At 54.7% G+C, this 21,565-nt stretch carries 18 protein-coding genes and 2 pseudogenes; 12 read left to right on the forward strand and 8 right to left on the reverse strand.

What is annotated here, in order from left to right; translation table 11 throughout:
* Nucleotides 1-8 precede the first annotated feature (8 nt).
* Nucleotides 9-3,914, reverse strand: a complete 3,906-nt coding sequence (locus tag GKIL_RS08545) for an RHS repeat-associated core domain-containing protein (protein WP_023173126.1) — start codon at nt 3,912-3,914, stop codon at nt 9-11.
* 580 nt (nt 3,915-4,494) lie between these two features.
* Here GKIL_RS08545 and GKIL_RS08550 point away from each other — a divergent pair.
* From GKIL_RS08550 to GKIL_RS08575, 6 genes are all read left to right on the forward strand, one after another.
* Nucleotides 4,495-4,929 carry a hypothetical protein gene (locus tag GKIL_RS08550; protein WP_023173127.1) on the forward strand — a complete coding sequence of 145 codons (435 nt, stop codon included), beginning with the start codon at nt 4,495-4,497 and terminating at the stop codon, nt 4,927-4,929.
* A 72-nt stretch (nt 4,930-5,001) separates the two neighbouring features.
* Entirely contained in the window at nt 5,002-5,280 is a 279-nt protein-coding gene (locus GKIL_RS08555) for a hypothetical protein (protein WP_023173128.1), read from the forward strand.
* Nucleotides 5,281-5,300: 20 nt separating this feature from the next.
* On the forward strand, nt 5,301-7,955 hold the full coding sequence (locus tag GKIL_RS08560) for a type IV secretory pathway, VirB4 component (RefSeq protein WP_023173129.1): 2,655 nt from the start codon (nt 5,301-5,303) through the stop codon (nt 7,953-7,955).
* Nucleotides 7,945-9,156 (forward strand): apolipoprotein N-acyltransferase, encoded by a 1,212-nt coding sequence (locus tag GKIL_RS08565; protein WP_023173130.1) that lies wholly within the window; start codon nt 7,945-7,947, stop codon nt 9,154-9,156. Before GKIL_RS08560 ends, GKIL_RS08565 begins: the two co-directional genes overlap by 11 nt.
* A 21-nt stretch (nt 9,157-9,177) precedes the next feature.
* Nucleotides 9,178-9,807, forward strand: a complete 630-nt coding sequence (locus GKIL_RS08570) for a nuclease-related domain-containing protein (RefSeq protein WP_023173131.1) — start codon at nt 9,178-9,180, stop codon at nt 9,805-9,807.
* A 118-nt stretch (nt 9,808-9,925) separates the two neighbouring features.
* Nucleotides 9,926-10,999 carry a hypothetical protein gene (locus GKIL_RS08575; protein ID WP_023173132.1) on the forward strand — a complete coding sequence of 358 codons (1,074 nt, stop codon included), beginning with the start codon at nt 9,926-9,928 and terminating at the stop codon, nt 10,997-10,999.
* A 154-nt stretch (nt 11,000-11,153) separates the two neighbouring features.
* Here the strand turns inward: GKIL_RS08575 and GKIL_RS08580 are convergent, their stop codons facing one another.
* The 3 genes from GKIL_RS08580 to GKIL_RS08590 all read right to left on the reverse strand — a co-directional run bounded on the left by GKIL_RS08580 (nt 11,154) and on the right by GKIL_RS08590 (nt 13,442).
* A complete protein-coding gene (locus GKIL_RS08580) occupies nt 11,154-12,005 on the reverse strand; it encodes a nucleotidyl transferase AbiEii/AbiGii toxin family protein (RefSeq protein ID WP_023173133.1) in 852 nt (283 codons plus the stop codon).
* A complete protein-coding gene (locus GKIL_RS08585) occupies nt 12,002-12,850 on the reverse strand; it encodes a type IV toxin-antitoxin system AbiEi family antitoxin domain-containing protein (RefSeq protein WP_223173813.1) in 849 nt (282 codons plus the stop codon). The genes GKIL_RS08580 and GKIL_RS08585 overlap by 4 nt, the downstream gene beginning before the upstream one ends.
* A gap of 139 nt (nt 12,851-12,989) precedes the next feature.
* Nucleotides 12,990-13,442, reverse strand: a complete 453-nt coding sequence (locus GKIL_RS08590; protein WP_041243835.1) for a methyltransferase family protein — start codon at nt 13,440-13,442, stop codon at nt 12,990-12,992.
* Nucleotides 13,443-14,281: 839 nt separating this feature from the next.
* Here GKIL_RS08590 and GKIL_RS08595 point away from each other — a divergent pair.
* From GKIL_RS08595 to GKIL_RS08600, 3 genes are read left to right on the forward strand one after another with little or no spacing between them, the layout of a single operon-like run.
* Nucleotides 14,282-15,538 carry a JmjC domain-containing protein gene (locus tag GKIL_RS08595; protein ID WP_023173138.1) on the forward strand — a complete coding sequence of 419 codons (1,257 nt, stop codon included), beginning with the start codon at nt 14,282-14,284 and terminating at the stop codon, nt 15,536-15,538.
* Between the two features lie 7 nt (nt 15,539-15,545).
* Nucleotides 15,546-15,893 carry a hypothetical protein gene (locus GKIL_RS24700; protein WP_144080361.1) on the forward strand — a complete coding sequence of 116 codons (348 nt, stop codon included), beginning with the start codon at nt 15,546-15,548 and terminating at the stop codon, nt 15,891-15,893.
* A 43-nt stretch (nt 15,894-15,936) separates the two neighbouring features.
* A complete protein-coding gene (locus tag GKIL_RS08600) occupies nt 15,937-16,776 on the forward strand; it encodes a hypothetical protein (protein ID WP_023173140.1) in 840 nt (279 codons plus the stop codon).
* A 114-nt stretch (nt 16,777-16,890) separates the two neighbouring features.
* On the opposite strand, the gene GKIL_RS08605 is transcribed toward GKIL_RS08600, so the two are convergent.
* From GKIL_RS08605 to GKIL_RS08620, 3 genes are all read right to left on the reverse strand, one after another.
* A protein-coding gene (locus GKIL_RS08605) for an IS3 family transposase (RefSeq protein ID WP_420841394.1) occupies nt 16,891-18,047 on the reverse strand; the annotation gives its coding sequence in 2 pieces (ribosomal slippage) (nt 16,891-17,777 and nt 17,777-18,047; 1,158 coding nt in all).
* Between the two features lie 611 nt (nt 18,048-18,658).
* Complete coding sequence (locus GKIL_RS08615; protein ID WP_023173144.1) at nt 18,659-19,168, reverse strand: GNAT family N-acetyltransferase; 510 nt, start codon at nt 19,166-19,168, stop codon at nt 18,659-18,661.
* Nucleotides 19,168-19,449: a type II toxin-antitoxin system TacA family antitoxin gene (locus tag GKIL_RS08620; protein WP_023173145.1), complete on the reverse strand. Its 282-nt coding sequence runs from the start codon at nt 19,447-19,449 to the stop codon at nt 19,168-19,170. The genes GKIL_RS08615 and GKIL_RS08620 overlap by 1 nt, the downstream gene beginning before the upstream one ends.
* Before the next feature lie 132 nt (nt 19,450-19,581).
* Here GKIL_RS08620 and GKIL_RS08625 point away from each other — a divergent pair, with 132 nt between their 5' ends.
* Both GKIL_RS08625 and GKIL_RS25595 read left to right on the forward strand, forming a co-directional pair.
* A complete protein-coding gene (locus tag GKIL_RS08625) occupies nt 19,582-19,938 on the forward strand; it encodes a calcium-binding protein (protein ID WP_245595914.1) in 357 nt (118 codons plus the stop codon).
* Nucleotides 19,939-19,980: 42 nt separating this feature from the next.
* Nucleotides 19,981-20,097: pseudogene (locus GKIL_RS25595) on the forward strand (IS3 family transposase); the annotation flags it as partial.
* A gap of 68 nt (nt 20,098-20,165) precedes the next feature.
* On the opposite strand, the gene GKIL_RS08630 reads toward GKIL_RS25595, so the two are convergent.
* Nucleotides 20,166-20,687: a response regulator transcription factor FixJ gene (locus GKIL_RS08630; RefSeq protein WP_023173147.1), complete on the reverse strand. Its 522-nt coding sequence runs from the start codon at nt 20,685-20,687 to the stop codon at nt 20,166-20,168.
* Nucleotides 20,688-21,315: 628 nt separating this feature from the next.
* On the opposite strand from GKIL_RS08630, the pseudogene GKIL_RS25895 reads away from it, so the two are divergent.
* A pseudogene (locus tag GKIL_RS25895) lies at nt 21,316-21,510 on the forward strand (M48 metallopeptidase family protein); the annotation flags it as partial.
* Nucleotides 21,511-21,565: the final 55 nt, after the last annotated feature.

The raw sequence follows: 21,565 nt of genomic DNA on the forward strand, positions 1-21,565 counted from the left end.
TATTTTACCTACATTTGGGTGTTCCTAAGGATTATAACTCTTAAAATAGCAAACTCATCACCATCAACTTCTTTAATGGGAACCCCAGGTGTTATATTGCCATACCATCTTACCTGCACACCTGGAACCATACGTACCCCTGTGTTCTCAGGAGAGATTGGAGTTGTAAACTCTACACCTCGTTCTCCAGGTGGAAGAGCACCAAAGTAAGCTTGCACAGTTGGTACAAATCCCCCCCGTGGAACGCGCCCCCAGATTTCCTGACTTGCTACTTGCTTCGCTGCAGTCTCCTTTGATTGAAACTCAGCTTCGAACCTATGATACAACGGGAGAACTAAGTCATCTGCATAGCTTCGAGTAATCGTTACTTCATTTGGACCTGTCCTTTCTATATTGCGCGGTAATTGCTGACTGGGACTGCCTCCTCCAGCTATCAAATTACCTCCGCCATTGGTAATAAAAGGTGGCGGCGGCTTTGGCCCTTCCGTCTCGGGATCAGTACTTACACCACCGAAAAGTTTAGGAATAGGTGAAGGCGCAGGGACAGGTGAAGAGTCAGGAGTATTACCATCATCAGGGTTCCCTTCCTCATAAGCTCCGATTGGATCAGTTCCAACAGTAGGATTATTGAAGTTAAGAACGTAGAGGTTGGTATTACCACTAGAGAAACCAATTGGATCTTCGCTGATGAAGCGATGGAGGTCCGGGTTGTAGTAACGGCCTCGAAAGTAATAGAGCTGAACAACATTTTGAACAGTGTTCTTACTAAGTTCACGTCCCATGAAGTACAAGCGATTGTCCGTCGTATTTTTGTCAGCTTGAGAAGAACCAATTGCCAAACCAAATCCGGTATATTCTATCCCAAACTTTGCCTGCAAAGTCTTTGCGTCAACAACAACTAGAACTGAGTTGTTGAGCGGATCGTGGATTAAGAACTCATCGGTACTATCTGTGCGACTGCCCCACACATCATCGAGACTAGGACCAACCAAGTAGCGTTTGGTGACACCATTGGTAATTTCCTCGATGACCTGACTTCCAGCGTAAACAAACTTAGTAGTTACGCCATCGACCGTCTCTTGAATGCGACGACCAAGAGCATCATAGACAAAGCTTTCACTCCCGTTATTGACAGTATTTTCATATTTTATCAACTGGTTACGCGCATTCCAGGTATAGGTCTCATTGACCGCTGTGCAGCTAGAACTGCACTTTTGAGTTGTAATATTACCATTGTTATCGTTAGTGACTGCACGATTAGCATAAGTGTCCAAACGATTCGTGCCAAGCTGATAAGTGACGCTACCCTGATTCTCAGATGTAATGTTGCCATCGCTATCCCAGGTCTGGTTATATGCTTGACTGCCAGTAGAGGTGTTTACCAGTGTTGATATTACCTGGCCATAATGGTCGTAAGTGTAGCTAAGACTATTGGCCGAGAGTTTCTGCCCAGTCAGGGTCCGCTGTGTCAGTTCTCCTTTATGGGAATAGTTATAGCCGTAAACCACCTCGCGAATCAGCGCAGAAGGCGACAGATTGTTGGTGAAACGGATCTCACTCAAATCTCCCTGGGGATTGTAATAGTAGTTTCCATACAGGATGCCACTGCCATCGTGATAGTTAAGAACAGTCTGCTGATTGGCATCGTTGTAGCCAATGGCAACATTCATATCCGGCGCGCCACTTTGACCTTTGAGAAATGCCTGATGCAGACTGTTATCCGGCCAGTAGTCGTAGGTCAGTAACTGCGTACTGCCTCTTGAGACCGCCGTCAGATTGCCCGCCGAATCATAGCTATAGCTAAGCGTGTCAGGAGCAGAAGAACCAGCTCCTGTAGTGACCGTCAGTGGGCCAGGAATATTACCATTATCATTATTGTAGGTAAAGCTGACGTCTTTGCTATGAGACGAGTCACTGCTATCCGTAACTGAAGTTACCCGATCAAGAGTGTCGTAGTTGTAGGTAACAATAGTGCCGTCGTTGTAAGTGAGCGTATGCAACCGCTGTTTGGAATCGTAGCCGTAGCGCGTTGTCTGGTTCTTTGGGTCAACCGTGTGGTCAAGCTGGCCCAAAGAGTTGTAGTAGTAGTACTCGGTGTACGAACCCTGCTGCCGGGAAGTTCTTCGACCCATTGCATCGTACTGATACTGGGTCGTTACACCGTTCGGTGCGGTTACTTTGGTTATATTGTCGTCGCCGTCATACTCGAACTGAGTCGTCTGATTTCCCGGCTGACGAGTAATTTGTTTGACCCGCCCACCGTGGTCATAAGTGTAATTTGTCGAATCGCCAGACACATTAGTGAGGTAGACGGAGGTGATCCGAGAAAGCTCGTCATAGACAAAGTGGCGAGTCAGGCCATCTGGACCAAGCACATCTGTCAGGTCATGAGTTGTGGAGTTGTAGGTGTACTTAGTCTCCCTTCCTGCACCATCGGTGAAGGTTAGCACCTGACCAAAGTCGTTGTACGGGTTGTAGTTCAAAGACGCTGGTAACGGTGTGGCTACTTGAATCAACGCACCCGGTGCAGTCGTCGCTGTCGCTGAGTTATAGGTGAAGTAAGTCGTGTGCGAGTTGGCGTCTTCAAGACTGTACAACTGACCAAAAGGACCGCTGAAGTTGAAACTCGTGAACGAAAAGCCATTCGGTTCGGCAATCGAACTCAAGTGATAAAACGCACCAGCCGTCTGGTAATTGTAATAGGTCGTATAGTCCGTACTGTTTATGTTGTACTTAACTGAGTTGACGAGACCAGAAGTGTCGTCATACGTGTAGTAAGTACTGCTATTGTCAGCAGAGTTGTTGATTTGGTTGATGTAGTTGTTGGTGGCGTTGTAGTAGTAGGTCAGTACTGGACCAGCCCCAGAGCTGGCCCCAAAAGTCTGCACTGTCGCCTTCGAGTACTGGGTGTTGATGCCGTAGTTGACAAGAATATCGTCAGAACTATCGCTGCCATTGGTACCAGGCATCCGCTGTTGGCTCACCCGAATCGGTCCGTGCGACGGACCGCTAGTGTAGGTGTTGGTTAAGACCGTGTTAAAGCGTGCATCTTTGATCGAATTCATCCAATCTGACTCGATGCCGTTGGTGCCAACGTAGTAGCCGTAGTTGGTCGTGTTGCCATTGAGGTCGTGGTAGCCTACCAGATTGCCCGTGTAGTCATAGTCGTAGCTGACGGTGTAGCCGTGAGCGAGCACATTCGCGTTGTGGGTGTCGTAGAGCTGGGCCGTACTGATACGGTTGTTGGAATAGGTCAGCTGGATGCCGCGCCCGAGAGGATTCTCGATTTTGGTAAGGTTATCACCGCTCCAGGTGAGGGTTGTAACCTTGCCATAGCGGTCTTTGATGGAACTGAGGTGCTTCTGACCCTGGGTAGTCGCGGCTGTGGCAAAGTTGAGCTTGGTGCCGTCTTCGAGGGTGAGAGTATCGGTGGAGCCACTGATAGTGAAAGTGCCTCGGAGAGCCGCCTTGGAGTCGTCGTTGGTGCAGGTGCCGTTGTTGCAATGGAAATCGGTCTGCTCGCCGGTCAAGGTCAGCACCGACAGACCCCCTGGCAAGGTGTAGTCGTAAACGATGTAGCTGTACAGACCAAGGGTGGTGCCCCAGCTAAAGGGTCCCTGGACGGTTGGGGTAAAGCCGTCGTTTTTGGCGTTTTGGTAGTGGCGGTAGATAACGACGGGGTCGATGCCGCCGGTGGTGAGGTCGATGTGGTCGTAGCTAAAGATGCCCAGCTGAGCGTTGACGGAACTGGCCGCCCAACAAAAAGAGGTGGGTTGAGCAACCAGCAGCAGAGAGAGCAAGGAAGCAACGAGCGCCTTTGGGGAGGGCCGCTTGGCACGCTTTATCGGTCTTACTGGAAGCAGGCGCAGGAGAAAGCTCAGAAAAACAACGACAAAGCGAAACAGCGGTTGCATAGATAGCTACCACGCAAGATAGGGTAATAAAGGCCGCAGAAGGAAGTAGCCTTCACACAAATAAGACTGCACAAGTAGCAAGTTTCTCGCGAGAACGGCGAGCAGCTAGAAGCGCAGAAAGAATGTAAAAAGCAGTCACAGGGGCAAGAAACTCTTGCCCTGGTCAAGTATGACTAAGGGTGACACAGATGAGTGAGTAATGACTCGGTTAAGGCCGAGTTAAGAGCAGAGACTCTGGCTTCACGAAGCGGATGGCTCTGCAGATGCATGGGCGGATGTCAGTTCCCCAACTGACAAAGCGAGTATAAAGCAGTAATGGGAAAGATTGCCTTTAAGTTTTATCTCAAAATTGTTGCGATGCATAAACGATTCCGTCATGCATTTAGACCTGTTGAAGCCGCTACGGCAGTTCGTGCAGAACCGAGCCAGGTAAAAACCATCACTTGAGTGCAGAAGCTCTCAGCCCTTGACTCTCATTCAAACTCTTTGGTATTTGCAGGTAGAGCTTTAGTGCATTGCTTGCACTATTGCAGAGCGTGTGTAGGATCGCTGGCGTGAACCTCCTGTAGGAGCTTTGCCTATGCTTGCCAAGTTTTCCCGCTCACTCATGGCGGGTATCAGAGGACTATCTTCCAGGTGGCTTGCCCCCGCAGCACTGGTCATCGCCTTCGTTTTCGCCGCGATTCCCGCTATGGCTGCCGAGTTGCTCTCCAACGATGCCCAGAACATCGATGCTGGTCAGGTGTACACCAACATCCTGACCATCCTGCCCTTCATCGCGATCATCGCGTTGCTGGTGACGATCATGTTCGTCTTCTTCCTCCCGCGCTACTTTGGCTATCCCCTGGTAGTCGGGGCGCTGGCTCTGCTTGCCAACTTTGCTCCCCAGATCGTTAACCTGCTCTGGGGCCGAGGTGATGATGCGGTCACCGCCGGGGCAGAACTGTTCTTGCCTGAGCAGATCAGCGAGCTGCCTGTATCCTCGCCCAGTAAATCGCTGCATCTCCGTGGCTGAAGCCGTGGATGCCAGACCAGCCTGCCTTGACCCCTCAGGTCGGGGCAGCTTTTGTCTTTCGAGGAGGTAGCCATGCTCAGGCGTGTGCCGAGAACCGTAGAAGAGCCGGTTCGCATCGGTCCATTTGATGCCACCGACTGGCTCATCATCCTGCTGGCGCTGCTGCTTCCCCGACTGTTCTACCGCTGGACCTACAACGTCTATCTGCTCGGGATGTCCCTGCAGTCGCTCCTTTTCTGGATATTTCTCGCCACCGGCTACGTCATCCTCCAGTTTTTCAAGTGGGGAAAGCCCCGTGGCTACCTGTGGGCGAGCGTGCTCTACGCCTTTCGCCCCAACCGCTACAAATGAGCGCTCATCGGGAGTGAACGATGATACAGGCAGATAAATCTACTCGCTACGCAGATATCTTTCCTTATAAGTGGCTCGGGGGACCGTTTCTGGGAACGGCTTGCGGTCGCATCCGCTTCGTCTTCAAGGTGATCGGAGGCTGCAATCCCGAAGCGTTGATGCCGGATCAGCTGACCGTGTTTGCCGACATGATCGCAGGCTTCTGCAACCGGACGCTGCCCGTCTGGGATCATCTGCAGACGTTTGTGATGGTAAGCCCCGATGTCCGGCCCGTCCTCGACGAGCACATGGCTCAAGTCGTGACCCAATCAGATTTTGTCCGGGAACTGGAAAAGGAGCGCTGCCGGGGGTTTATCCATCGTGCTCAAAACGGCCAATGCGCTGCGCTGGAAACCTACATCTGCGCCGGTTTCGATCCCTACATCGAGCGCCGTCAGGGACTGCTGGGCTACTTGCGGCCAGACCTGCCTGGCCTGCTCCACTGGCAGGAGGTCCATCCTCCCGAGGGCGATAGCCTCGCTCCGCAAGTGATCCTCTCCGGTGCACTCGAACGGCTCGCCCAGATCGAGAGCTTCCTCACCACTGCCGGCCTGGAGGTGCAGATGATGGACGGGCCACAGCTACGCCACCTGCTGCAGCAGGCCCAGTACCCTGCCTATTCTCTTACCGGGCACACCAGTGATGCTCTGCCCATCGGTCGCTACACTTTCCTCGATGACTGTGTCATCCAGACGATTGGTAACCGGCATCTGGGACAGTCGGAGCAGCGCACCTACTACACCTGCCTGGTGCCCAGAACCTTTGCTCAGGTGACCTGTGCGGGCATGCTCGTCCCCTACATCTCGGAGGGCAACTTCACCCGACTGTCTATCTCCACGGCCCGGCCCTCCGATACCGCCAACCAGATGCACATCAGCATCAAGAAGAACCTGGGGGAGCTGGCCAATGCCTTCCAGGCGATGATCGGTCGGGGCCAGTCGATGGCTTCTTCAGTCCAGCAGGGCGATCTCCAGTACACCGAGCAACGCATCTTTCAGGACAAGACCAATATCGTCCAGTGCGGCATCATCGTCGTCGTCGCTGCCCCAGATCGCGAGAACCTCCAGTACGCCGTCAAACAGACCTGCGATCGCTGGCGGTCGCTGTTCCAGATGGAACTGGAAGTGGGCCGCAAGTGGCAGGAGGATCTGTGGTTCGCGAGTCTACCGGCGGCACCGGTGCCGCCGCCTGAGAGCGTCCGTAACCGCTGCTTTCCAGAAAATGCTGCCGATTTCATGCTGCCGGTGCTCCCCTGGCAGGGCTCACCCAAAAAAAATTTCCTCATCGCCAACCGCTGGCGGCAGGTGATTGGCTACGACCTGTTCAACTTCACCAGTTGCCACGGCATTCTGGGCGGGCGAACGGGCGAAGGCAAGTCCTTCCAGGCACTGGACCTGTACCTGCAGGCAGCAGCGGTCGGCTGCCGGGGTGTGATCCTCGACAAGATGGGCAGCTACTACTTTCTGTTCAAGCATGTTCTGGGCGGCATGGCCCGCACGATGCAGCCGGGCACCTTCACGATCAATCCCTTCGAGTTCTACCTGGGCGAGGGCCAGGATCTGCGCACCGCCACCGTGCCGCCCAGCCGGATCGAGGCGCTCAAAGCCTGCTTTGCCACAGTGCTCGGCCTGCAACGCGACACCAACGGCAACATCCGCGCCCTGCTCACCAAAGCGATCAGCCTTACCTATCAGCGCATTCTGCCCACCGGTCGCTATCCGATCATCTCGGATCTGATCGACACCCTGCGCCTGTTTCTCGAAGGTCAGGGTTTTCAAGAATGCGAAATCGAGTTCACCAGTCAGAGCTTCAAGGAGCTGGTCTCCAGCACCCTGGTCAGCCTCTTCGAGTTCAACACCGAGAACTCGATGCTCAAGCTCTGCTTCAACGGCCAGTCCAGCGAACGCTTCTTCGAGCATGATCACATCTACTTCGACCTGGCTCCCCTGGGCAAGGGCACGATGACCCAGCGTCTGGTGGCCCAACTGCTTGCCACCAGCATCGACGAGTGGGTGCAGACCGTCCCGAAGCGCACCTTGATCATCTTCGAGGAGATCTGGTCGGATGTCACCGACAACCCGGAGATGGTCAACCTGATGAAGAACTCCGTCCGCGCCTACCGCCGCTATGGCGTGCGGGTCTTCTTCGTCACCCAGTCGTTCGGGGACATCCTCGATAGCGAATACGCCCGTGACCTGTTCGAGCAGACGCGGGTGCGGATCGCCCTCAAGCAGGACAACTTTCACAAATCCGCCCAGGATCTCAAGGCCAACCCGATCGCCCTCGCGACGATCAATACCCTCGAAACTGTCAAGGGCGACTTCTCGGAGCTGTTCTTCTTCTGGGACAACGACCGCAGCGCTGTGGTCAACTTCTCGACGCCGATGCGCTACTGGGTGGCAACTACCGACGAGCTGGACACCCCCTGGCGCAACTATCTGGTGAACGAGCTGAAAATGGATGCCCGCGAAGCGATCGTCCGTCTGGCACGAACTTTCCCCAACGGCGTCCATGATGCCACCCTGCTGGACAAGTTCAAAGCAGGCGAGTTCGACCTCGCCCCTTACGGCGAACCAGACCCCACTCCTCCCGCCCCCGAAACTCCACCACCCGGCGAACTCCAGCATGTCTACTGAGGCGACCAGTCAGAAGCGCTTCAACGTCCTGGCGGGTGCCCAGTTGCTGCAGCTCAGGCTGCCGGAACGCTTCTGGCCCGGCTGGTGTCTCGGTTTGGGATACGGCCTTGCCTCTTCTCTGTGGATCTGGGGAACTCTGCCCAGTGAATGGCTCGCCATCCCAACCTTGCCAACCGGAGCGGCCCTCATCGGCACAACCTGGCTGGGCATGGCCATCCTCGTCGGCCTGCCCTTCGGAGCCTGGGCCTGGTTGCGGGGACGTCTGCCTCCGTCAGCCCGCCCGCTTCTGGCTCCCGTGGCCGTAACCGTTGCCTGGAGCCTGCACCCGCTGCCTCTTTTTGCCCCCGGCTACCTGCTCGCCTACACACCCCTAGAACTCCTGGCTCACCTGGGCGGCGTTCACATCCTCACCGGCTGCTTTTTTTTGTTTCTGGAGCTGTTCAGCCCCGCCCGCCTGAGTGAAAGAAGCGGGCTTGCACTCCTGTGCGCAGCACTCTGGTATCTGCCACCCAGAGCCATGCCTGCACTTTCTCGACCTGAGCATCACCTCAAGCTCTTCATCCTCCAACCTGCGGCAGCTCGACCCGGCAGGCTGGCCTACCAGAGTGCCCACCGCCTGCTGAAACAGCTCCCCGCCGATGCTTTTGTGGTTCTGCCGGAGGGTGTCTTCCAGACTCCGGCGCAATCTGCCGACTGGCAACGCGCTCTAGCTAACCGTACCGCTGTCTGGGGAGAGATCCGTCCAGGAGCGCTCGGGCTTCGCAACACCCTGGTTGCCCTCACTCCGACAGCCAATCTGTTCACCTACGACAAGCGACACCTTGCTCCCGGTGGCGAATGGCTGGGTCCGGCGGGGATAGACTGGCTGATGCACCGCCTCACGGGCCTCGCTCCTTACGTCGCCGGTCAGTCCACTGGCCTGTGGCTCTCTCCCTTCGGTCCCGTCGCTGTCGCCCTCTGCTATGACATCGCCTGGCCCCTGGAATATCCCGCTCGCTTTGCCCTTGTTCTCAGCAACGATGACTGGCTCGGCTCCGGCTTCCTCTGGCTGCGCGATCGGATCGAACGTATTCGGGCCATCGAATTGGGCATACCGATTCTGCGCGTTGCCAACCGTCGCAGCCGCCTGAGCTATCCAGACCGTCCTGCCCGTCAGTTCCCGAATGCTCCGGGCATCTTCAGCGTCGATCTGGCTTACTGACCTGCCGCACTCGAAACCCTCATGCCCAATCAGGCCGGCCAAAACGTCCAGAAACTCGCCATCCGCCGCCGCAATCAGGCGCTCGGTCTGGGCATCTGCGCCTTCTGCCTGGTTCTTATCTCTCTTGCGATTCTGGTCTTCAACTCTGGCTTGCTGTCCCTCGCCGCACTGCCGCTGATAGGAAGCGCCTATTTTGCCTGGCGCTCCCGCCAGCTTATCCGCCAGGTGGCCAGAGCGAAAAAAGGTGCCCAGGCTGAGCGTCAGGTGGCCCGGTTACTCGAATCGTTGCCGGGGGGCTGGCAGCTGAGCTTCGGCGAACGCTATCCCGTCGTCGGCGACATCGATGCACTTGTGATCGCTCCTGATAAGCGCGCCTGGTGCATCGACGTCAAGTCTCACAGAGGCACCGTCCTGCTACGCTCCGGCCAGCTTTGGAGAGTCGATTTTCAAGGCAACGAGCGCCGCTTCGAGAAAGACTTCATAGCCTCTGCCAAAACCCAAGCGCGTCTGGCCTCCGCCCGCAAAAAGCTTCGCGTTCGCCCGATCATCGTCTTTTCTGCCGCCCGAGTGCAAACCCCCCGCATCGTTGAGCGGGTAGCCATCCTTGAAATGAGCGAGTTGCTCAACTACCTGCACAACGACCATCGCTGAGAACGGTGAAACCGATCACGCCTGGCCTTCCTGGTTCTGCTAATCACCAGCGATCGAGCCCTACTGTGTTGTCTCCTGAGTACAAGATAGAATTTTCACGCCAAACTGAAGAACCTGTATGCTGCCACCCGATGCAAACCCAGAGGCCAAGCAGACACTGTCCCGCCGCCGATTCGCTGTTCTGGCTCTGGCGGCAGGTGCTTTCGGACGGGCCGCACCCGCCGCCGCTGAAGACTTGCTCAGCTTTGGTCGGGACCAGCCCTTTTTTAGCTTCCATAGCGGCTTCTGGCTGAGCCTGCACCACTTTCTCTACCAGCATGGCGAATACCGCAAGTTCCTGAGCAACTCCACTCTTCCAGGCACCAGGGCGGCGGCTTACCGAAAGGCTCTGGCTGAAATCGACCTGCTGCCCCTTTCCCATCGACGCATCTGGAATAGCACCGTGGCAGAATACCAGGACCATTGGGCAGGCAAGGATCTGTTGTTCGACGACAGCCTCTTTGGCACCAAGATGGTACTCATTGCCACTCCCGACAGCCAACCTCCACAAAAAATCGCCCTGCCCGAAAACCTGCACACAGCTTTGACCACTGCTGCTCCCATCTACCGCAAAACCTGGTGGCCGACTCACATGCGCCAGAGCCGCCTCTGGGTCTCAAAGCTGATGCCAGGGCTGAAGAAGTACGGTCCGACGATCCAGAAACGGCTTGTTTCTCTTTACCAGCAACCCCGGCCTACGAAGGGCCAGGTACCAATCGAACTCGTCCCCTATGCCCGCAGATTCAACGCCTACACCACAACCGAACCGACTGTGATTGTCCTCTCTACGGGCCCTGGCGACATCTCAGGCTGGGCAGCGCTGGAAACGGTCTTTCACGAGGTTTCCCACGGCATCCTCAGCGACGAGGGGCCGATTCTGACCGCGTTCGCAAATCTCTGCAAAGCGAAGAACGCACCGGTGCCCGAAGGCTTCGAGCACGCTCTGATCTTTTACACCACGAGCGAAGTGGTAAGGCAGGAGCTGGCTCGGGACGGCATCGCCTACAGCCCATTCTGGAATCAGGATTTCTACGAGCGCGTGGGCTGGAGCAACTACGATCGGGTTTTGAAGGCGTTCTGGCAAAGCTACATTGACGGCAGGAGCGCCATGGAACCGGTGGTGGCGAAGATGTTTGAGGGTCTGGTGTCGTGAGAGCCTATGGACAAGGGGTAGTGGGCTGAAAGCTGCAGCCAGGGATCACATAGTCTTTCTATTCTCAATCCAGGTTGCTGAAACTATCGCACAGCCTTGATCGTAGCGATCTATCCTTGAGAAAGAGGATTGTATGCTTCCGGACCCTGACCCCTTATAGCCCGAACCGTTTCCGCATCTCGTCGGTGCGTGCCCAGGCGGCTCCGGGGAGCAGGCGGATGATCTGATCGAACACGGCGATGAAGGATGCTCGTGCCGCCGCCTCGTCGAAGGTCTCCCGCTCGTCGGCGGCAAGCAACGGGCGCACATCGGCCATAAAGTTGCGCTCATCCAGCTTTTCGAACATGCGCTGTTCGGCCTGCGCCCTGGATATGACTGTCTCGGTCGCCATCAGGTAGCGACCAAAAAGATCGACAACTTTCTGCACGTCGAGCGCCTCGAAGATCGCCAGCGCGTGCGAAAGGTCGATGAGATCGCGGCCCTTCTTGCGCTGGAGCAGCGCGCGAAGCTTGGTGGCCAGTAACTCCTCGTCGGAGAATATCGGGATGTCAGCCGCGCCCGAGAACCACGGGTTCTCGACCTTGAAGGGGCGCAACTGGATCGGATCATAGGCTTCCCGCTCACGCGTGTTGATTTCGATCTTGAGCCGGATGGGAGTCTTATCCTCTCCCTCAATCACGTACCTGAACTTCGGGGCGACGGGGCTTTGATCGAATTTCGGCTGTCCCAGCCACGGATCGAGAACGTCATGCACGTGGTCCAGGACCGGGCGAATGGGGCCGCCGGTGGTGCGCACCAGGTCAATGTCTTCCGAATAGCGCAGCGGTTTTGGCAGATGCAGCTTGTTGAGCGCCGTTCCGCCACGGAACCGCAGCTGCTGGGCAAGGAAGGAATCGCCGAACAACGCAACGAGCGCGCGGCTGATGATGAGATCCTGTTCGACCTGCCGCTGTTCTGCCCACGGAGCCTGCCCTGACCACGCGATGATGTTCTGCGCCGGAATCATTCGTCGATCTCTGGCAGGTGCTGCACCACGACGCGCCAGCGTGCGTTTTTCTCGGCAGGCTCGCCTTGGGTGGACACGATCTTGTCCTTGCGCCGCGCCGGATCGAGCTTCACCCACGGGACGGAAGACTGCTCGAATAGCTGGCGGTGCAGAGCTTCCGCTGCCGCCGCATGTCCAAGGTGATCTAGCAGGTAGCCAAGCCGCTGGACGGTCGCCCGCTCGAAATGCGGGGCGATGAGCGCTAGCTTCTCGCCGTCGATCTTCTCACCGAGATCGACAAGCACCGTCGCCACGGCATCGAAGCCGCCCGCCCCATGAACATAGCGGATCAGATCAAGACAGGTGAGTTCAACCGATGACACCGCCATGCTGCCGGTGTCGGTTTTGCGACGCTCGACGGCAGACAGGACAGGCTCCATCTCCTTGCGAAAATAGAACACGATGTAAGACCGCCCGGCGCGGATTTTGGGAAGCTGCCTGTCCGTGACGACTTGAAATTCCATGACGGCGTGATGCGTCGCGCCGTGCAACTCGGCTGCCTTGAGCAGGCCGACGTAGTAGGGCCTGCCCTCATGCCGCATCAGGTCGTCGATATACCAGCTTGGCGGCGGGGCCTCCCAGGAAAGGAACTGGGGCGGCACCACCACGTAGAATCCGTGGCGAGGACTAAGCAGCATATGTTTGCGCCGGAGACGCGCCGCGCTTTTCAAGAAGGCGGCGTCGGAAAGCCGCACGGCCTCCAGGGCTTCACCTCGCGTGAAGGAAACGCGCCCGCCCGCCTGTAGGTGGGTGAGGTAGTCGGGAAGGCTGGCACGGCTTTTTAGCATCATATTGAGATTTAGCACTTAAACGTCCATATTTCAATATGACGCTTGGTGTTCTTAAGCGTCATATTGGCAATTCACCCATATTGTCCAAAAAAGGAGGCCGTCAATTTTCGGGGGGTGGGTAGCCCAATGCATCGCTTCGATTGCTCTGTGCCGCTCAATACACGCCGGGGAAGAACTTACCCACTCGTCGCCGGTAGTTTTCATACTCTAGAAATCGCTCCTGAAGCCAGGCTTCCTCCCGGCTTGCTTTACCATCGAGCAGCCACAACAGCACAGCACTCAAAGCCAATCGGGCAGGACTGTTGGTCCAGAGGGCGACTCCCAAACAGACGAGCATCAGTCCGGTATAGAGCGGGTGGCGCACCAGAGCATAGAGGCCACTCGTCACCAGCTGGCCATCAGGTACAGGCCGGGGAAAAGGAGATAGGTTACGCCCAAGTCCGCTCACTGCCAGCAGCAACACCAGCGAGCCCAGAGCGGTGAGTAGCCCACCGAGGAGGGTCCATAGTGCTCCCAGCGGCCAGGGCGTGCTTGCGCCAGGAGCGAGGACGAACAGTCCCAGCACCAGACCTTGAGCAATGACCCATCCCTCGCCGCGCTCTCCCATGATTGAACTGTATACCGTCACTCGCTCTCACGGGATGGATGTGGAGTCTGAAGTTGGTGGACCGGCTACTCGAAGCTCTGGTCCGTCGCTCGCTATGAATTGGACCTGAGATACTTCTCGATTAACTGCAGAGCTTCGAGCTTCGGTCGCAGTTCCCGATTTTTGAAAGCGCTGTGCAGGTAGTTGACCGCCTGAGTCCATGGGTCTGCCGATGCAGATATTCTGGCAATCTCACTTTCAGCAACGCCTGCGAGCCGCATTGCCTCGAGTAGAGATGTCACCGGCACGCTCCTTTTCACTGGAGAAACCCATCATGATTTTCAGTCCTGACTGGCAGCAGTGGAGGTCGGCTCCGCTAATTCATATGTGACTTCCAACAGCTACAGAATTTTCAGTGTGACCACAGATTCATCCCTGCTCTTCTGTGATGAGGCAGCTAGGACGGACGGGGAAGCTCATCCAGCAGTGACAGTCATTCGGTAGATTCAGCCGAAATTTCGTCTATCAGCGGCGCACGACTTCTTAGAAGGACGTACCTGCTCTTTATTCGAGAGACATCGATACCGGATGTCTGCTGTGAGCAACAGCCTATCACGCCAGATAACGCTCGAATAGAGGCAAAAAGCAGCAACATTCATGCACTCATTTGTGCTGAGATGCTTTCATTCTATAGTTTCAGATTCATCTACAACTAAAGTATAAAGATCGACAAAAATCTGTGGAACTCCTTGCGAAGTTGCATCCCTTAGACTAAGGTTGACAGTCAGGTTACCTCAATACAGATTTATCAGCTGCCCCCCCGCCAGCGCGACTGCAATTGTGTTTTGGACAATGCGTTCATGATCACCACGTTTCAGGAAGTCATTTTCCCTATCTCGGTAGACGATTTTCTACATCGCTACTGGGAGAGAGAACCTCTGTACATTTTCAGAGATAATCCGTATTACTACAATGGCTTGATCAATTTTGATGATTTCGAGCAGCTAATTCTTTCGACATGGCCAGGCCCAGAGAACATCCTGGCTTCAAGGATCGATCCGCTCAGCGGTCTTGGGCACTACAAGAACTACTCTGCCGACGACCCGCACGCCATATCGAAGATCCTGTTCGATTACGCCTCGGGTTTCACGATCGCGCTGTTTGGCCTGACCAAACGCAGTCAGGCCGTCCATCAGCTCGTCCGCAGTGCTGAGCAATTGCTGCTGGGCACAGGCAGCGCCGGTCTGTACGCGAAAGCCGGAGAACCGCAGGGCTTCAGAATCCATAAAGATCCCCATGACTCCTACGTCCTTCAGCTTGAAGGGATCAAGCAGTGGACAATCTACGAACCTCAGCGCCTGTTCCCCATTCCACATGATGACGATTCTTACGAGGTCGATGAGAGCACTCTCGGCTCGTCCATCCTGCAAGTCGAGCTGCATCCTGGAGATATGCTCTACGTGCCGCGAGGATTTGTACATGAAGTTAGAAGTAATGCTGCTGCCCTGAGCCTGTCGCTCATCTTCAGGAGCTGCAAGCGGAGCGACCTGCTGCAGGAAACCGTCAATCTCCTGATTGCCCGCAACCCGGAGCTGCGACGTAGTGTGCAAGGCAGTTTTGTGGCATTCACGCTGGAAAATCACCAGCATACCGTTCACAGCATTCGAGACGCCTGTTTGCAGGCTCTAAGCGATGAAGTCGTCGAGCAGGCGATCGAGAACATCAAACGTAACATGACCGGGACGATCGTTCCGTCTCAACGCGGCAAATTTTCTCAAGCGCTTCGGGTTACCTCCCTTTCTCATTTTTCCGTTCTTCGCAAGCGTGAAGGAAACATCTTCCATCTTGAGAAAACACCAGCAGGTTTGATCCTAACTTTCCCTGGCGGCTGTATTTCTCTGCAGCCTGAACTGCTCACAATGCTCCGTTTCATTCTTGAGCGAGAACAATTCACCCTCGACGAGTTGTCTGGCACCTGCGGCCATGAACTGGCTCTGCCGCTGGTTCAGCGGCTGGTTATTGAAGGATTTTTGTTCGTTGAGGACAGTCTCACTCCGATTCTTCCCGGAGCAGAATCTTCAAACTCCAGCGGTCTACTTTGCACTGATTCACCTTGAGGTCGAGATGAAGAGCATTCAGCGTGGTTTTTCGCTTGTAGCTGTTTTGACCAGCACTGTTGGTATCGTTACTGATGGTACTCATTCCCGCAAAGTTGTTGATGCTTCGGCTGACAGTTTTTTTGGAGAAAGATATCTTAGTCAGTCATTTCCCTCATTTCCCTGGACTATATCTATCCCTATGCCTAAGCCTCAGCCACAACAGCCATCAACAAATCCTGATCGCCCTGCACCCAAACCTGATCGCGTTTGTCCGCCAATGTGTCCTCCGCATGGAGGAGTTCCACATCTTCATCCTGATGAAAACAAACCATTCTTTACTGTTGCCAGTAGTGAGCTTCTGTCTCCCCCCTGATTGAGCATGGTCGTTCCATTCAAAACAGCCTTTGGTGAATTGTATGAGCAGGAAACCGTTGCTTTCGAAAGGCACCAATCGCTGGCAGACCCTTCTACAGCTTGTCGGATTGAGCCCGCAGCTTAATCTGCAGTTCACGGTGATTATCTTGTTCTGTGTGATGCTGCCTCTGGTCGTTCTCGCAGAACTGCAGTTCAGCTATTTCCGGCAGTCTCAGAAAGATTACAGCCTTTCGGGCTTAATTAGTGGTGTAAATACGGTGGAAGGTTACCTTTTCGAGCATAAAGGGTTGCTGCGCAACATGACTGCTCTTGCTGGGGCAGCCCTACCCACGGCTCAGGATGCCAAACCCCAGGCTATGCGTCTGCTTACCCAGAGCCTGATCAGTAGTCGATCGAGCTTTGCAGTTGTGATCGATGGCCAAGGGCATCTTGCTTATGGAATTGCCCAAGTTTTAAAAGACTCCTCCCTACCGCAGCAACTGGCCCATCCTTCGATAAGGCTAGCTGGTCTCGGCTACCTGGATGACTTTGCCCAGATGCTACGCCAGAAAAACGGAAATCCGACTGAGGCTCTCTCGGCCACTCGATATGCCCTGGTACCTGTCCGCCAGAACTGCTCACTGCGGGAGCTAGCTGGTGTCAATGCTTCAGCCCGCCACATCAACTTCCTTCGCCTCTCAAAGCGAACTATAGATTGTCTTGGTTTGAGCAGCCAGTTGCTCGCAGATGAGAACCGCTCCCTGCCAGCCCTGGCCCTAGTTGCAGTTGAGCCCATCTCCAACAGCAAGGCTGGGCAGACTGTCTACATTCTCCAGGGGCTGCTACTCAACCATCTGAATGCGCTGCCAGAGTTTTTCACTGAGCACTTTGATGCTGGATGAGGTGGACCCCATTGTTTGGACAGCTTGAGGGCTTTGCTAAGTTATGCCCTGCTGGCCGACTTGGTCGTGTTTCCCTCTAGTTGGCTTTTCAGCCGTCTTTACATTATCCTCAAGTCAGTTGAGCGTCAATACCTCCTGCGCTTGCAAGCATGCCGTCACACTTCCTGCCTCATACACTGCCTGCGGCGTCAGGTAATGCAAGCTTTGATGCCGTCTTTCCCGGTTGTAGAAATGCAGGTACTCGCTGATATTTGCCTGTGCCTCCAATCCATTCATGTACACCTTAAGGTACACCTCTTCGTACTTGAGCGACCTCCATAATCGCTCTACGAACACATTATCCAGACAGCGGCCACGCCCATTCATACTGATTTGGATGCCTTGATTTAGCAGCCTTCTTGTCCAGGGCTCGCTGGTGAACTGGCTACCCTGATCTGTGTTGAAGATCTCTGGTTTGCCAAAGGCAAGCGCTCCTTCCAGTGCCTCCAGACAGAAGTGTGTGTCCATCGTGTTTGACAACTGCCAGGACAAGACAAAGCGACTGTGCCAGTCCATTACAGCGATCAGGTACAGAAAGCCTTTTGGCATCGGAATATATGTGATATCCGCACACCATACTTGATTGGAACGTACCACGGCTACGCCACGCAAAAGATAAGGCCAGAGCTGGCTGCCTTGTTCTCCCTTACTGGTGTTAGGCTTCTGGTAGATCGCTTCGATGCCCATCAACCCCATCAGCCGCTGAATCCGCTTGCGGCTCACCCGGTAGCCCTGGTCTCGCAACCACAGAGTCATACGTCTTGAACCGTAAGACGGTCTAAGCAGGTACTGTTTATCCAGCAGCGCCATCAGATGCAGGTCTTCTTCTGAGGCCATAGCTGGTCGGTAATAGACAGAAGAGCGAGGCAAGTCTAACAATTGACATTGGTGAACAAGAGGCAGTGTACCCTCAGAACGTTCCAGCATTTCCATGCGAATGCTGCGGTTCATCTGGCACACTTGCGCGCTAAAAAATCGCGTTCTACCTTCAGTTCACCAATCTGCCTGTACAACTCATCGACAGCTACCGTCTGCTGCGAATCTTTTGTGGCTCGTGGGCAGGCAAAAATGGAAGCGGCAGAATCAAGAAGTTGCTTTTTCCAGTGCGAGATCTGAACCGGATGTAATTCGTAGAACTTGGCCAATTCAGCAATCGTCTGCTCGCCCTTGATGGCATGGAGGGCGACTTTCGCTTTAAACTCAGGTGTGTACTTTTTGCGGCTTTGCGTCATGGTCTGCTCCTACTGGTATCAGTGTAGTGGAGCAGGCACATAACTTAGCTCGGTGTCCAGTTTTCCGGGTCCACCTCAGTTTGAGCGCTGCCGCGCATACCTTACAGAAGCTGTTCTGCGCACTTACGGTGATCCCGCTGAGGCAGAAGCCTTAGCCCAACTCCTGGAGTACTATGAGTTTGGCCTGCAGTAGACTTCAATCTTAATTTTGAACACACCTGTACAGTGAGTTCGGGTTAAAATGCATCTGCAAGCTAATGAGCAGTAAGCTTATTTTTAAGCTTGCAAAAGTACAAAAGCTGGAACCCGCTTCTAGAGCAGATCGGCATTAGACTTCCAAACTGTCGTTGCGGGTTCGATTCCTGCCACCCGCTTCATAGCTTGATTCAGAGAACTTTGCGAGTACTACAGTCTGAAATTTTTCAGGATTTATGTATTTTTTCTCTTCCAGGTGCTGGCTAGAGGTGCAGTGCTTGCGCGAGGCGGATTTCTATAGTCTTGAGACTGTAGATTTTAACCTTGAGTATCAACGGCGAGTTGAGCGAATTCCTTACGGTGGGAAAACTGAAGTGGTCGATGGGCGAAGTCTGCATCATCGTCTTTTGCCGAAGTCAACCTCCAAGAGATTGGCGAATGTCTTTGAACAACAAGAATAAATGCAGGGGATTGGTCGGGGATGCTTCCATGCCAAATTTGAGGTAAAAGGCACGGGCGTCCTCGTCTTTGGCGTGAATCAGAAAAGCCCGTCCGCCGATCGCTTCTGCTCCCGCTAGAGAGCGGCGCAAAGCGTCACGCAACATGGCTTTGCCAAATCCTTTTGCCTGCTCGCTTCTATCAATTGCAAATCGTGCCATCAGAATAGTCGGCACGGGGTAATGCCCCTGTCCCTTGGTGACACGAGCAGGAGCGTCTTCCGGGAACACTGAAGCCGGAGCGAGACTGTAGTAGCCGAGCACACGCTCCCCACGTGTCAGGACGTAAGTTCTCGCTCCTCCGCTTGTCTGATTCTGCAGGGCGTACTTTGTCAGGAAGTCATTGAGCGGCGGCTTGCCACAATCAAAACCTGCGAGTTCGTGATTTCTGGTCAGCAGAACAGGGGCGTTTAACTGCTCATCCGGCATCAAAACGGGTCTCGTTCATTGAACAATGTTTGCAAGGCTGGAATTACTTTTGGCGGCTCATCGAGGCGCTGACAAAAAGCTTCCCACTGGTCTGGCGGTAACTGGAACACTGTCTGATCCACAAGAAGCATGTGGGCAGCGTTAAGGGACGCTTGAAGCACAAACTGGCTGACATTCGTGCCTCGCACCCGCGCGGCTTGTGCCAGAATCATTTTCTGCGGTTCCGTCGCTCGGATAGAAAGCCGCTTTTCTTTCTGCGTCGTGTTTTCTCTCCGAGACATGAGCTTGGCTCCTTCAACTCGAACGCATTCGAGATATTTTAAGATGTGCATCCATTGTACACCCAGCAAAAGAGTCGGCTAAACTGGCAACGAGTATTACCTCACACCCAGATTGCTGTGCCGGGCACCCCCGTGGATGAAGAACGCGAACACCGGATCTCCATGGAAATCATCGTTGACGCCTACGGCCCCGAAGAACAGGCCATAGGCTGGTACTGCTATCTGGAGAACAATCTGCAGTTTCCCTTTTCTGCTCGCTACATCGACCGCCGTCCCAGATCAGGCTGCGACATCGTTCGAGAGGTCACGGTGACAGGTCTGGCTGAACTGGAGGAGTGCGAGGCAGAGATCTATGTCTTGATTGACTGGGATGGTGATCCACTGCCGGTTCCCCTTCGCAAAGTTGATCCCTTCACGACGGATGAGAAGACTCTGGAAGCTGTAGGGGACTGGCACTACTGGGTGGACCAGGGGTACGGCTATACATAAGCTTATTCTTAAGCCTGCCAAAGTGCAGAACCAGAAAGTCGCTCGGACCAGGGCAGTCAGTATGCTAGCCGGGTCTACCGGCCAGCGCTTGCGGATGGCGGAATCACTTGCAGCATGAGCCGGACGGTTCACTGTTGGGATAATGCCGTGGCCGAAAGCTGACCACATCTCCATTACGGAAGGCAGCTCAACTTCTGGTCCGGGTTGCCGCCTGTAAAAAAATTTGCCTATTTTTGCCCTTCCGCTTTTTGCTCTTCTGCCTCGATCGCCGCAATCTCGTTGAGCACCTTGCGCAACTCTTCGAGCAGCAGATTCTTGCGCTCCCGCAACCGCTGCAACTGCCGACTGCGATCGTCGTGCCTGGCCAGCTCCAGCCACCGCTCCTTCTCACTGAGCCGGTCGATCCGCTTGAGAATGTCATCGAGGGCTGCCTCGTCCTTGACCTTTTCCAGACTCAAGCAGACCGTTCTGGGCAGATGCTTGATCTTCTCGATAAAAGGATACTTGGCCAGCTTCATCAGGTTGTAGGCTGTGCGCCCTCGCATCGGATAGCCAGACTCATTAACGTAGTCGAGCCAGTTAGAATAGCCAAGAATCTTATATTTCTCTTCCTCGTTGATCTGCAGGAATAGTCGCCCAAGAGCCAGCCAGTTCAATTCGACGTCCTGCGACAGCTCGATCGCCTGCTCGTGGAGCTTTCTTGACTCTATAACCTCATCTGATGAGGAAACATTCTCATCCTCAGTCACTCTTACCTCGTACTATATTGCAAGCTTGCACGGCCTACAATTTAATCCTACCTGAGATGTGGTTGTTCCTGCCGATACAGTTTTGGACTCACCTCCACAAGCGAGTAGGTGCTTGTTGACATATTCAGGCCAGTTTTTAGTTGACAGACCAGCCTCCACAATGCAATTGAGGCGAGCAAAACCCAACCGCTCTCCCATTACTTGACCTTCCTGCTCATTAACCCCACTTTCCGCAGGTTGGTGGATAGCAGTAAAAATTCTGGTTGTGCCCAGACATAGGCGTCTGCTTCCCCAAAAGTACAGCCCTGCCTGCGAGTGCAGGATATAATCTCCACGCCAAACCAAAGAACTTGTATGCTGCCACTCGATGCAATGCTGGAGGTAAAAGTGTCGCTGTCCCGCCGCCGATGCGCTGCGCTGGCACTGGTGGCGGGCGCGTTCGGACTGGCTGGACCCGTCGCTGCTGACGATTTATCTAACCTCAGTCGGGGCCAGCCATTTTTCAGCTTCCACAGCGGCTTCTGGCTCAATCTGCACCACTTTCTCTACCAGCATGGCGAATATCGCAAGTTCCTGAGCAACTCCGCTCTTCCAGTCACCAGGGCGGCAGCTTACCGAAAGGCTCTAGCTGAATACGGACCTAGCCAAAAAACCGCCGGAATTTCTCGAATACGTCGTCGTCCACGAGATGGTGCATCTTCTCGAACCGACCCACGGCAGCCGCTTTCGTACTCTGATGGACCAGTTTCTGCCAAAGTGGGCGTTCTATCGCAGCGAGCTGAACCGGTTGCCGGTACGCTCCGAAAAATGGGATAACTCTTAGGGCGGTTGCGCAGTCCAGTAAAGAGACAGTCAGCCGCCAGTACCGGCATATACCA

Source organism: Gloeobacter kilaueensis JS1 (assembly GCF_000484535.1).
Lineage (GTDB): Bacteria > Cyanobacteriota > Cyanobacteriia > Gloeobacterales > Gloeobacteraceae > Gloeobacter > Gloeobacter kilaueensis.